This is a genomic window from Pseudoalteromonas sp. Scap06, assembly GCF_013394165.1.
GTDB lineage: Bacteria > Pseudomonadota > Gammaproteobacteria > Enterobacterales > Alteromonadaceae > Pseudoalteromonas.
Map to the genome: position 1 here is coordinate 130,534 of NZ_CP041331.1, position 12,141 is coordinate 142,674.

The 12,141-nt window shown below is 37.4% G+C and carries 11 protein-coding genes; 4 read left to right on the forward strand and 7 right to left on the reverse strand.

All coding sequences use genetic code 11. From position 1 onward, the window contains the following. Positions 1 to 4: 4 nt before the first annotated feature. From tssL to tagH, 4 genes are read right to left on the reverse strand one after another with little or no spacing between them, the layout of a single operon-like run. Positions 5 to 1,285 (reverse strand): type VI secretion system protein TssL, long form, encoded by a 1,281-nt coding sequence (gene tssL / locus FLM47_RS16125; protein WP_178956945.1) that lies wholly within the window; start codon positions 1,283 to 1,285, stop codon positions 5 to 7. 22 nt (positions 1,286 to 1,307) lie between these two features. Then, a complete protein-coding gene (gene tssK / locus FLM47_RS16130) occupies positions 1,308 to 2,636 on the reverse strand; it encodes a type VI secretion system baseplate subunit TssK (RefSeq protein WP_138605843.1) in 1,329 nt (442 codons plus the stop codon). A 15-nt stretch (positions 2,637 to 2,651) separates the two neighbouring features. Next, a complete protein-coding gene (gene tssJ / locus FLM47_RS16135; protein WP_138605841.1) occupies positions 2,652 to 3,116 on the reverse strand; it encodes a type VI secretion system lipoprotein TssJ in 465 nt (154 codons plus the stop codon). Between the two features lie 15 nt (positions 3,117 to 3,131). Then, the gene (gene tagH, locus FLM47_RS16140; protein WP_178956946.1) at positions 3,132 to 4,400 is read right to left on the reverse strand and encodes a type VI secretion system-associated FHA domain protein TagH; all 1,269 of its coding nucleotides are present in this window, start codon (positions 4,398 to 4,400) and stop codon (positions 3,132 to 3,134) included. A gap of 393 nt (positions 4,401 to 4,793) precedes the next feature. On the opposite strand from tagH, the gene FLM47_RS16145 reads away from it, so the two are divergent. Both FLM47_RS16145 and FLM47_RS16150 read left to right on the forward strand, forming a co-directional pair. Then, positions 4,794 to 6,767, forward strand: coding sequence for a serine/threonine-protein kinase (locus FLM47_RS16145; protein WP_138605837.1), 1,974 nt, complete (start codon positions 4,794 to 4,796; stop codon positions 6,765 to 6,767). Between the two features lie 178 nt (positions 6,768 to 6,945). Next, a complete protein-coding gene (locus FLM47_RS16150; protein ID WP_178956947.1) occupies positions 6,946 to 7,290 on the forward strand; it encodes a PEGA domain-containing protein in 345 nt (114 codons plus the stop codon). Positions 7,291 to 7,337: 47 nt separating this feature from the next. Here FLM47_RS16150 and FLM47_RS16155 read toward each other — a convergent pair whose 3' ends face one another. Then, positions 7,338 to 7,697 carry a DUF1294 domain-containing protein gene (locus tag FLM47_RS16155; protein ID WP_138764932.1) on the reverse strand — a complete coding sequence of 120 codons (360 nt, stop codon included), beginning with the start codon at positions 7,695 to 7,697 and terminating at the stop codon, positions 7,338 to 7,340. A gap of 48 nt (positions 7,698 to 7,745) precedes the next feature. On the opposite strand from FLM47_RS16155, the gene FLM47_RS16160 reads away from it, so the two are divergent. Then, positions 7,746 to 8,276 carry a hypothetical protein gene (locus tag FLM47_RS16160; protein WP_178956948.1) on the forward strand — a complete coding sequence of 177 codons (531 nt, stop codon included), beginning with the start codon at positions 7,746 to 7,748 and terminating at the stop codon, positions 8,274 to 8,276. 59 nt (positions 8,277 to 8,335) lie between these two features. Here the strand turns inward: FLM47_RS16160 and FLM47_RS16165 are convergent, their stop codons facing one another. After that, positions 8,336 to 8,878, reverse strand: coding sequence for a carboxymuconolactone decarboxylase family protein (locus tag FLM47_RS16165; RefSeq protein ID WP_138764933.1), 543 nt, complete (start codon positions 8,876 to 8,878; stop codon positions 8,336 to 8,338). Positions 8,879 to 8,990: 112 nt separating this feature from the next. Here FLM47_RS16165 and FLM47_RS16170 point away from each other — a divergent pair, with 112 nt between their 5' ends. Then, positions 8,991 to 9,578: a TetR/AcrR family transcriptional regulator gene (locus FLM47_RS16170; protein WP_178956949.1), complete on the forward strand. Its 588-nt coding sequence runs from the start codon at positions 8,991 to 8,993 to the stop codon at positions 9,576 to 9,578. Between the two features lie 65 nt (positions 9,579 to 9,643). On the opposite strand, the gene FLM47_RS16175 is transcribed toward FLM47_RS16170, so the two are convergent. Beyond that, complete coding sequence (locus FLM47_RS16175; protein WP_138605826.1) at positions 9,644 to 11,761, reverse strand: methyl-accepting chemotaxis protein; 2,118 nt, start codon at positions 11,759 to 11,761, stop codon at positions 9,644 to 9,646. Positions 11,762 to 12,141: the final 380 nt, after the last annotated feature.

Genomic DNA, 12,141 nt, shown 5'->3' on the forward strand with positions numbered 1-12,141 from the left:
CTCATTAAAATAATAGATCGATTTCAATTCTGCGGTTTAACGACCGAGAAGCTGAATCTGAATTGCTGGCGATAGGCTCTGCTGCGCCCTTTCCTTCTGGCCATAGACGACCGCTCAAATTGGTACTTTTAGCCATTAAATTAGCAACTTGTGTTGCTCTAGCTAAAGATAGATGCCAATTAGAAGGGTACTTATCAGTACTAATTGGTAAGTCATCTGTATGACCTGTTATGAGGACTCGCCCTTTAGTTCCTTCTAGGCTTAACGCTAACTTTTCTAAAATAGGCTGGAATGAAGGGAGAAGTTGTGCGTCTCCTTGCTTAAACAAGTTTTCACTATTAATTGTAATGCGGATCCCATCGGAGGTTTTAGCAACGGCGACAATCCCCATTTTAATCTCTGTTTGCAACAACTGTTCAAGTACGCGTAATTGCTGATCTTTTTTATCAACAGTTTGGTTAACTGCTAAAGGGTGAATACCTGCTAGCTTTTCATTAATCTCTACAACATCGTTATTCAGCTTCATATTTATTGATAAATAGATCATCAATAATATGAGCCCCAATACCGAAAATATGACCCAAAGTGGAACTTGATTTCTCAGTTCAACACCCGCTGCTACTCTTTGCTTCCAGTTTGGAGACAGCTTATTGTTAATTGGCCCATTAAGTTGGTTTAATAAATGATAAAGTTGTGAACGATATTCTTCGATTTTTGTATCACCACCGGCACCTAGGCGATATTTACCTTTAAATCCTAAATTCAAGCAGTGATATTGCAACTCTAAAAATTGTTGATTTCTCTCTGGTTGAGCTAAGCCTGAATCAAGTAGCGTGTAAAAATATTCACCGCCAAAGGTTTCTTTATGAAAGGTAGAAAGTAGGCTTTCATCCGCCCACTCCATTGAACTCCATTTTGAGTTCAATACAGACTCATCAAGAATGGCGCACAAACAATAACGCGAATTATTGATCACCTCTTTTGATAAGTGCTGATTGCGAACTTCTACTTCAAATCGTTTGATAGCCTCAACACAACGATGTTTAAGCGCTGCAAGGTTACTCATTTCAAGCGATTGATTGATTGAAATTACAAGCGAAAAACAATCGGTTGCCGCTTCTAACAAAGGGTTTTTAAATATCGATACTTTGTTACTACCTAATAATTTTGCAGAAGGCGGCTCGACCGACATCACTGTTTTATCAGCATCATTTTGTGCAGGGTTGCTACTTGGCGTATTTCGCCCTAATCGACCTGGGCGAGGTTTGATAATGGTTTCGTCCATTGAAACTCTTCCTTTTAAAAAGTTAAGTTCTTATCGCCCAAAGGCTTAATTGTAGCTCAGGGTAGTTTCCTGAGAGGTGAATGGCAATTCCCCCACTGGAACGCAATTTATCCCAATGTTCACCATGCCTATTTAATTCAAAATAATGAAAACCAGCATGATAAGGAATTTGTCTTGGTGCTGTTGGTAAATTACTAATCGTAATACCTGGAATTTGGTTATTTACCAGATCTCGAATAGTTTCTACACTGCCAATTTTAATTTGTGAAGGTAGAATTTTTCTTAATTCTTCATGAGGCACACTTGCTTTAATTGCTAATACAAATTGGGCTGAATTAAGAATAGACTTATCTTTTAACGCACCAAAAGAAATACCAAATTTACTTTGCTCAAGTTTAATTTCAGTTGCTGTTTGCTCAATAACGTGACTCAACGACTGATATAAAAAGTTAACCACTTCATTAAATACCTGCCCTAAATTAGTATGGTCATAATTGGGTAATTTAGGCACTCTCTTATTAGCAGTGCTGAAGGTTGATAACTCGCCCGCAAGCTCAATTAAACGACTGTAAAATACATTAGGGTGTAAACTATTGACACTAAGTAAGTTATTAAATATCGCATCATACTTATTTAATGTTTGTAGCATGATAAAATCTGCAACTGAAGAACTTCCTGCATAGCCCTGGCTGAGCCTTGCGGCGATGCTTTCAGCGCGTTGCTTTATCATTGAGCCTATTTCTCTGACTAGCCCTGATAAGGGTTTACATTGCCCTACTTTTAAAGATGGAGGAATATACTTTGCATCTAACTTTATTTGGCCTTCACTACTCACATCTATAATTCTAGCTAAAGGTAATACAATATAGCCTGAGTGATCATCAGACGACAGCATCAATTTGCTATACACTTTCGCAACTTGAATAATTTCTTGAGATTGCGCTCCTAATAAATCATCACTCACTGACAGGTCATTGAGTTTATAACGAGTCACTGTATTATCGTCGGCTGAAGATATATTAATCCCGCTATTTTTTAGCGCAGGGATGGCAAGATAAACAACTTCATCAAAAACATCTTTATTAACCACCAACGGTTCAGGTAGCGACGTTGATTGAGGCATATCTATTGGTAATAAGTCTGGAGTGATTGCTGATAATGCGTCCACGGCAAACTGCCCGCTGTTAAGTAATTCATTATCAATACTTATATCAATTATCCCCCATGGATCAGCAAGGTTGCCACTGCAAACTTGCTTGATAACATTGGAAATATATTTGTCTGCTTGTTGAAAGTGCTGAGGTCTTAAAAACATCCCTTCAGTCCAAGCAACACGAGTGTTATCACCCATTTTAAAAATCCTTTTTTATTGCTCTCTCATGTATGTCGCAATTGCTTCTACATTAACATTGATATCGTCATAGCCGGTAGGGTCAACTTCTATAACCGCTCTCCACCTTGCTTGGTCTATATTTCTATAAGCAACAACAACCCCAACGTAACGAGTATTACGATTAAGGCTCATTTTATATTGCTGCACAGAATCAGGCTGAAGTTCTAATTCATCTTTTTTTAATAAGTCAGGTCCGAGGATCTTTTCTGGTGTGTCGTACAAGCTAAAAAAGTCCTGCGTGTCAAAAATAGTTCTTGAGCTGAGCTCAAAAATTTTCATTACCACTGGAGAAGGACGTTCTGATGTATCTGGATTAACATTTTTAGATACATTAATGATCAGATCGGTAGAAGGGGGTACGATTTTATTCATCGTAGAACATCCCATTACCAAAAATAGTAAACTAAAACTCAATAAGTAGAGCTTAACTTTGTACATTATTTACTTTCCTTTCTAGTGCGTTTCTTTGATTCGATCGTTGTATGCCTTTAAGAAATCATCTGACATTGCCATGGCGCCTTTAGTGTTCACTTCCTGAGAAATATCATCATATAAACTTTGATATAATTTCCAGCATTTAGACTCTATTTGACCAGGGATAATTTTTAACACGTTAGAATTATCGTTTGCCTGTTGATTAATTTGCATGGGAGAAACCTGCGACAACATCCCTTTTAACACGCCATCTGCACCAGCGAGTAATGCATGCTCATGCTTACGTGTGTCTATAAAGCTTTCTTTAATAGATTCATTCGAAGACAGAAAGCTTGCACTATTTTTTATGAACAAGTTCTGAATAACGTCATCAATGTTGGCAGAAAATTTTAATGGATTGTTTTGCTCAGCCTGAAACATCGTATGATTCAATCTTAATTTGTTTTTTACAATAGCGCGTTGACGTAAAGATTCCATAAGCTCAGTGAGCAATAAATTAAGCCCTTGGCCCATTTCAAACCACAGCTTTTCATTATCTAACGAATTTTTAAGTTCATCTTTAATCCCCAACCCTTTTAAAAACGCATCTGATAACGCCTTGTCACTTTGAACCACGTTTTTTACTGGTGCAGACTGTATCTCAGGCTTATGCTCATTAGCGTGGCTACTTGAACGGGGGGGTTCTTGAATAGGCGCAGGGGTATCAACAGGTGCTGATGAATTGCTAACATTATTGCCAATGTCAAAATCATCGGTATTCATAAGGCGCGTTAATTCATCCCAGTCTTCCGGAATATGATTATCAGTTTGTTGCTGCGCAGTCACTGATATCTCAGGCATCGACTCATTCATAATCGAGTCATCGAATGAAGGTATAGACTGCTCAGCCGGTTGAGAATTTTGCGCAGCGAAAGCATCTACTGATTGAAAATGACTTGGAGCAGAATTACTCACATCGACTTGTTGAGCTGATGTTAGCACCACACTGACTTGAAAATCGCCAATGGTTAACACGTCACTGTCTGACAAACGTTGTTTGTTGCCTTGACCGAGCGGCGCTACAGCAAAATTAATAAATAATCCATTGGTTGAATTATCGTATACGTAAAAAGAGTCACCTTCTTTTTCTATTATGCCGTGTTTACTTGAGATTATTTTTTCGGGATCAGGTAAGTGCCAATCGCACGCTTCAGAGCGACCAAAAGTTAATGAATCTGTTACAGTTTTAGTGGCTTCTATTTCAGGTGAAAGTCTGTGATAACTAGTGATGTTTAGTATCAGTTCCATTTGATAAGTCAGTCCCTTATATCATTATTGTGAACAGGATAAAGTAGAAGCGAAACTATTGTCAACATTGAAATTAACACAAGAAAATATTGCGCTATTGATTTTGTCTCTAAAACAAGACGTTTGATAAACAAATTATACAGCGATGAAATATTTTACCGTAATGCTTTATAACTAGACCGAAAATAGCCTTCTTAGAGACTCCTTCTAGCTTTAAACCGACTTTTTCAATTTACAGTAAGGGAAATTTACCAACAATAATATGTCATTCAGGCATTGCTATAATTGTATATTTTTGTAAAATACATGCTCATATCAGAGGGAAAATTGATAGATAAGCAGAGAATATTTACCTTTGTAATTATTTAACTTAACACAATAAAAGGATTTTTTATGAGCAGTACTAATGATCACAACGATAAAACTCAGATTGCTTCCCTAGACTCAAACGCAAAAAAAACGTCAAACATTCGCAAGCAAAATCTACTTGGCAAAAAAATATCTGGCCGCTATTTAATTGAAGAGCTGATTGGCCAAGGCGGGATGTGTTATATCTATCGGGCGCGCGATACTTTTTTAGAAAACGGTAATCGCTCAGAAGCATCGGTAGCAATTAAAGTACTTCAAGAAGAATTCTCAAGCTCTGAAGAAGCTATCTCACTACTAAAAGATGAAACAGCAAAAACGCAACAGCTTTCCCACCCAAGTATTGTCAAAGTGTACTCAGCAGACTCTGACGGCGATCTATATTATGTCACTATGGAGTTAATTGAAGGGGAAACACTAGAACAAATTATTAAACGAAACAAACCCTCTGGCTTAGCGTTTAAAAAAGCAAAAATTATTTTAAAGCAATTAACTGACGCTCTTGTATATGCCCACTCGCGTGGCGTCATTCATAATGACCTCAAGCCTTCAAATATTATTTTTGATTCTAACGGTAACCTTAAAGTACTTGACTTTGGTATTGCCAAACACAAAAGCTTAGACGATCAATACGCTGTAAAAAATGACAGTGAACTGGCAACAATTGGCGGCTACACCCCAACATATGCAAGTCCTGAACAATTAAAGGGTAGTGAAGCATCAGTAAAAGACGATGTATTTTCTTTTGCATGCATTGCTTATGAACTTCTCAGCAGTAAACACCCATTTAACCGTATTGCTGCAGATAAAGTTCCTAAAAACACAACAGTGAAAAAACCAAGTAACTGCCCTATTCTTTTGTGGAACAATTTAAATAAAGCATTAGTTTTAAATGCGAATCAAAGGCTTGAATCATTAGAGCCCATTTTAAAAAGTCTTACAACAAACTTAAACCCTGCTATTTTTGCTACAGCAGCGAGTATAGCCATTATTGCTTTGATTACGCAAAACTATTACTCAAACTCAGATAATACTAAACAATTACAGGCACAACTCGATAATGCCAAAGCAATTAATCAACAAGTAGAAGCGTGGATGTCTTGGCAGGGGCCAACAATTTTAAACAAACTTGAACAAATCCCGCCACAATATGAAGTGCTTAAACAAGGGTTACTAAGATCAAACCAGCAAAGCATATTAGAGAGCTTTAACGATGAAGCTAATCAGTTTAATAATATCGCTGGTCGTAAATTTAAAGATTTCGATAAAATTATAGCCGTTTACTCTGATGCATTAAATTATTACCCTGACTCAGAAAAACTATCAATGCAATTAGAAAGTGTGCTTAGGGAACGCCAATCAATTATTTTTGATATTACAGCCAGAATCGATTTATTACTCGAACAGTCGCGTTATAACGAGGAGCAGCCAAATAGTATTGCCCACTTGATTTTTGACTTAAAAGAAGTTGATAAAACTTACCGTTATCAGCCTACAGATCTTCACTTTGATAATTTTACAGTTGCGTTAAATACCGCGATAGAAAGTGACGATGTGATCACCCAAAAAGTTCTCTTAAACGTGGGTAAAATCGTTTTTACAAACAACAAAAAAGCGGATGAGTTACTAGCAAATTTAATGCAGCGAGAATCTGCTATTAATGCATTAACTGCGTATCAGCAAAAGATTAATTTAGGCGAACAGGCAGACTTTCCTCGTGCCGATGCCGTGGTGTTTTATGGTCCTAAGTTTCAACGATTCTCTGCTCAGTTAGAAACAATAGAAGATCATAAAGCTTTAATGGAATTCGAAGAATTTATTAAATCTGAATCAACAGCATTACCGGATGACTTCTCACTTTTAATTTCGTTGAGAAAAGAATTGTCGAGACGTTACATCAGTACAGCAAACGATTTAATGAAAAAAAGAATGTATAAAGCCGCTGAACGTTTAGTTGAAAAAAGTGAAGCGATTACTCAGTCGTTAGACAAAATGCTCTAAAAAATGCGTTTATTTATTGTTCAAAAATAACACAGCAGTGATTGAATAACGATTGCATAGCTATTAGACTAAAATCAAAATACAGACAACAAAGTCAAGGACGACGAGTGCATTCATATCATCATACACTCCGCCAAGATTTTACATATTTAGACTTTTTATAATTTATGGAGTACCTATGAAAAATTTAAGCTTGCTAGCTGCAGCACTCATACTCACTGGCTGTTCAGCAACATCTAAAACAAACAAAACTGAAGATGTTGTTATTGAGCCAACTCCTCAAATGAGCGAAGAAAATGCACCAATATCACTTACGGTTATCACTAACCCAGCCGACTCTAGAGTTCGTATAATGAATATAGTGCCTGTGTATCAAGATGCTATTGAACTAGATGCAGGTAAATATGATATTGAAGTAAGTAAGGCAGGTTATATTACTTATAGAAACTGGATAACGGTTGATAAAAAAACTATCTTAACCATAGAGCTCGATGAAAAACAATCAAGTCAATCTGCGCAATAGACTGTTTAATGCAGTAAAATGCCTTTTTAAATAAAGGCATTTTAGCATTAATAATAAACATACCAGATATAACCGCCCAAGCTTAAATTCACCGCTATACACAACCACAATACCACTATAAATACGCGCTTTTTTGACTTATGCCGTAAAGCTTGCTGCGCGATAAGTGCGCCTGGCCACCCTCCTAATAGAGCACAGAGATGTAAATGTCGCTCAGGTATACGACTTACTTGTTTACGATTCGACTGCACTGCTTTTCGTTTATCCCAGGCATAATATAAAAAAGTAATACCACTGAGTAATGAAATATAGATCGGTATAAACATCTCAATTTTATGATTTAAATAAGCAAGCCATATTGCAGCTATAAACATACTCGAAAATATAATTAAGGTACTTTTTATCAAAAATAATCGCCTATAATGAAAATAATTAAAAAACACTTAGGTTAAATTATGACATATTTAAAGGCCGCGATGCTGCTGTTATCACTATCTATATTTAGTATTCAAGCAAATAATGAAGCAGACTTACTAGCGCCAGAACTTGCGATATTTACGCCTTACTTAGGCACATGGCAAGCGGATTTCAATACCGAAACAGGTCAGCCAAGCATTCAAGATGTCAGTAATTGGCAGCGCGCACTTAATGGTAAAGCCATTCGTACTTCACACTCGATTAATGAGGGTGAGTATGGAGGGGAGTCAATGATTTTCTATGATCGTAAAAAACAGTCACTGGTTTTCTATTACTTCACAACAGCTGGTTTTTATACTAAAGGCGTCATGAAAGTGCTGAGCTCAACGCAATTTGTGGCTTACGAAGATGTTACTGGTAGCAAAGAAGGGATCACTAAAGTTAAATCAACCAGTGAATTTAAAGATCAACAGTTTGTTGTTTCTACCTCTTATTTAAAAAAAGGAGAATGGACTAAACCGGAACAGCGTATTTATACTCGCAGTACAAAAACCGTTAAATTTAAGTAACTTTGGTCCTAAAACTCAAAAGGCAGCCTAGGCTGCCTTTGTTATTTATAAAACCGCTATTATTTTGCGAATTTTTTAAATGGTTCGTCAACGGGTGTATCAGCTAGGTGATTAGTGTAATTGCTCATTACTTTTTGCGATAAACCAACAATTATTTCTAGCAGTTGCTGTTTACCGTAACCTACTGCAAAAAATTTCTCAATTTGCTCATTGCTAATTACGCCGCGATTGCGTGTCATTGCAAGCGTTGTTTCACGAAGTACTTCAAGTTTTGCATCTGCAAGTGGCGTTTCATTAACCAATGCATCAACAATACCTTGATCAACTTTCATTGAAGCGGCAATTGCGCTGTGTGCTGGTACACAGTAATGGCATTCGTGCTCAACATTAATTGACTGCCATACCACTGTTAGCTCTTCTGCGTTAAACGATGTTTTTTGAAATAAGTCGTGCAGTACTTGGTAGCCTTTAAGAAGCGTAGGTGCTTCTGCCATTACTGCATGAAGGTTTGGCACCATACCAAATGCTGCTACTGAATCAGCCATAAGCGATTTTGATTCTTCAGGTGCGTTGTCTTGAGTATATAACGTAAATTCTGCCATGTTCTGCTCCAATAAATTAATGTAATTAACTAACTTCGAAACACATACTATTTGATTTTGAGCGACTGCTCAAGTTAAAATTGAACAGTCGCTCAATTTAATAGAAACTATTATGGCCAATAAAGTTAAATTTGAACGCGAGCAAGTTGTTCGTGCCGCTAGTCAATTATTCTGGGAGAAGGGCTTTCATGCTACATCCACTCGCGATTTACAAGATGCAATTAACATGCGTCCTGGCAGCATTTATGCGGCATTTGGCTCTAAGGAAGGTTTATATTGTGAAGCGATAAAAAACTATGCCAAGCAAATGCAAAGCTTAATAAATGAGCGTTTAGTATCATGCAGCAGTATTCTTGACGCACTTCAAGATTTTGTAGAGTATGTTGTTATCTCCTCAAAAAGTAATACTCCAAGTGCTATCTGCATGTTAGTAAAAGCTAATAATGAGTTCATTGAGAAAGACAGTTATCTTTACCAAATCAGTGTAGAGCTAATGATAGACTTTGAACATTACCTTACTGAACTATTTACACTCGCTATAGCTGATAAAGGGCTAAGCGGAAATATTGCCGCTATAGATTATGCTCGTTTTTTCCAAATACAATTTACTGGCTTACGTAATTATTTTAATCGACCAAACGTAGAGCATTTAGCCAAACCAATGATCGAAAACATGTTTTCACTCATGAAAAGTCTTTAGCCGAAAATAAAAAGGCAGCTAATCTAAATTAGCTGCCTTTTTAATTTAAAAACAAAGTTCGACGTCTAGGTTTTTAATTTATTAAGTTCAGAGTCTTGCTGCGCAACCAGTTTATTCAGCTCTTCACTGCTGTCGCCTGCCTGAGCAGATAAATCTGAAAGCTGTGAGGCGGCATCAGAAATTATTGTCAAGTTGCGATTTATTTCTTCGGTGACTAGGCTTTGTTCTTCTGCAGCCGTTGCAATATGGGTAATTTGATTGGTTATTTCATCTACTTTCACAACCACACTGTGCAGTGCATCAAAAGCCGTTGAGGTTTCATCTACTGCAGTTTCAGCGCGTACTACACCTTTTTCAATAACAGTTGATGCATTACCCACTTCTGAAAGTAAGCTGTCGATTAAACTACTAATGTCATCGGTTGATGAACGCGTTTTAGATGCTAAAGCTCTAACCTCATCAGCAACAACGGCAAAACCACGTCCGTGCTCCCCTGCTCGCGCAGCCTCAATAGCTGCGTTTAGCGCTAGTAAGTTAGTTTGTTCAGAGATAGTTCGGATCACATCAAGTATTTGGGTAATATCATTACTACGCGATGCTACTTTCTCTACCGCCTGATTAGCTTCTTTAATTTCCTCTGACATGGTTTTAACTTGCGTCATAGCTGATGATAAGCTCGATTCGCTACTTACCACTAGGGTATTAATTTCATCTGCTTGTTGCGCCGATTGCTCTGAAGCTTTTGCCACTTCAAGTGCTGTCGCGCTCATTTCGTTCATTGCAGTAACCACACTTTCAATTTCTTTAAACTGTGCTTGCACATTGTGCTTGGTTTCTACCGCAATGTTCGAAGTAACCTCACCTTGGTGTTTGGTTTGATCTGAGACCGCTTTTAGCTCACTGATCAATTCACGAAGTTTTGATAAAAACTTATTAAACCCTCCAGCTAGTGCAATCAATTCAGCGTGAGTATCTACATGCAGAGTTTGAGTTAAATCGCCTTCAGAGCTTGCTAAGTTGTCAACGCGTTCCTGAATTTGCTGCAGTGGCGCTACAACACTACCTACAACGAGCTTCATTACTATAAATGCCAATACCGCAATCACAGTACCTGTGATCAAAATAATCACACCCAGCTCTTTTGCTGCCTCAGACATGCCTGCAGTTAATTGAATTGGCCCCTCAAAAGCAAGTTCCGCGGGTACTTCAATTAGCAGCATCCATTTCACATCAGCAAGCTTAATTTCAATTGGGTAAGACACCATTATTTCTGCGGCTTGCTTGTTAATTCCTTTAGTGCCTTTTAGTGCTTTGTAACTTTCATAACTTTTAGCGCTAACAGCTTCTTTCAGTGGACGGCCTAATTTTTCTTTATAATGACTGGTACCAACAATTAAGCCCAAATGGCTAAGTAACGTTACTTTTGCTTTGCCATTGTAAAGCGCATTTGAAAGCTCTTCTGTTAACTTTTGAAATACAGGTAAGGTAATATCAGCCCCAGTTACACCAACAAACTTGCCTGATTTAATAACGGGTACAACAAGTGAAGTCATCATTTCTGAGTAACCCGGTGTTATCTCATATAAGTAGGGTTCCATAATGCATGGTTTTAACTTGTCTTTAGCACACAAGTACCACTCTGCCTCACGTAAACCAAATTCATTTATTTTATCCGCGTATTTTTCTGCCGCGTCTTCAACGACCTGTTGTTCAACCAAGCCATTACTGTTTTTAGTGAAATAAATTTCTAATGTTCCAGCACCGGCAACAGAGTGATCATAGCCTTGAGTAAATTCGCTATCTTTACCATCAAAGCCGTTTTGTTCAAACTGAGAATATATAGAAGAAATAACATCGTTACTTTCTAATAACGAGCGATTTAAAGAAACAACTGAGTCACGTTCTATTGAGGCTTTGTCGGCATCTTCTAAAATGCTACCAAGCGAAAAGGGTATTCGGTAAGCTTCATTAATAAAGGCAGCGATTTTCTCACCATAGGCGGCTGCATTTGCTGTTAATCGACCATCCACCTCATTTACAATTAAAGTTTCGGCCTCAGCAGAAGTATTCGCATTACTCGATGAGAGTTTAGACCACAGTATGCCTGAAAATAGTACCACCGTTAAAAGTATACTTCCGACGCTTATCCACAATAACTTTTTTGCTAACGCTATTTCCCGCATTTATAACTACCTTGCTTTACTTATTTATTTTTTAGTTTAGACCAATTTAAATAACATTTTATTAAATGTTTTAAATTAGCCTGAATAACGTAACCTCATAACCAACTACCATTTAACTTTGCTCATTTCGCCGCTGGGTTATTAGCACAACAACAAGCAAACACCTATCCACAGGCAAGGCTTTAATCCATATAGTTTATACACTAATCATGAGAATACTGTTCCAACCAGTCGGCCAGTTGCATCAGCTATATAATATAAAATGTTACCGTATCACTTTTACAGATTTATCAATTAAGATAGCTATCTAAAGAGGTATTGATTGCCAATGTGGCAAAAAATCAGCAAACTCTCCGATAACAACTAATCTATCGGCCGAC

Bases quoted from the DNA above. Each gene is read 5' to 3' on its own strand.
- tssL (WP_178956945.1), bottom strand. From the start codon at position 1,285: ATGGACGAAACCATTATCAAACCTCGCCCAGGTCGATTAGGGCGAAAT.
- tssK (WP_138605843.1), bottom strand. From the start codon at position 2,636: ATGGGTGATAACACTCGTGTTGCTTGGACTGAAGGGATGTTTTTAAGA.
- tssJ (WP_138605841.1), bottom strand. From the start codon at position 3,116: ATGTACAAAGTTAAGCTCTACTTATTGAGTTTTAGTTTACTATTTTTG.
- tagH (WP_178956946.1), bottom strand. From the start codon at position 4,400: ATGGAACTGATACTAAACATCACTAGTTATCACAGACTTTCACCTGAA.
- FLM47_RS16145 (WP_138605837.1), top strand. From the start codon at position 4,794: ATGAGCAGTACTAATGATCACAACGATAAAACTCAGATTGCTTCCCTA.
- FLM47_RS16150 (WP_178956947.1), top strand. From the start codon at position 6,946: ATGAAAAATTTAAGCTTGCTAGCTGCAGCACTCATACTCACTGGCTGT.
- FLM47_RS16160 (WP_178956948.1), top strand. From the start codon at position 7,746: ATGACATATTTAAAGGCCGCGATGCTGCTGTTATCACTATCTATATTT.
- FLM47_RS16165 (WP_138764933.1), bottom strand. From the start codon at position 8,878: ATGGCAGAATTTACGTTATATACTCAAGACAACGCACCTGAAGAATCA.
- FLM47_RS16170 (WP_178956949.1), top strand. From the start codon at position 8,991: ATGGCCAATAAAGTTAAATTTGAACGCGAGCAAGTTGTTCGTGCCGCT.
- FLM47_RS16175 (WP_138605826.1), bottom strand. From the start codon at position 11,761: ATGCGGGAAATAGCGTTAGCAAAAAAGTTATTGTGGATAAGCGTCGGA.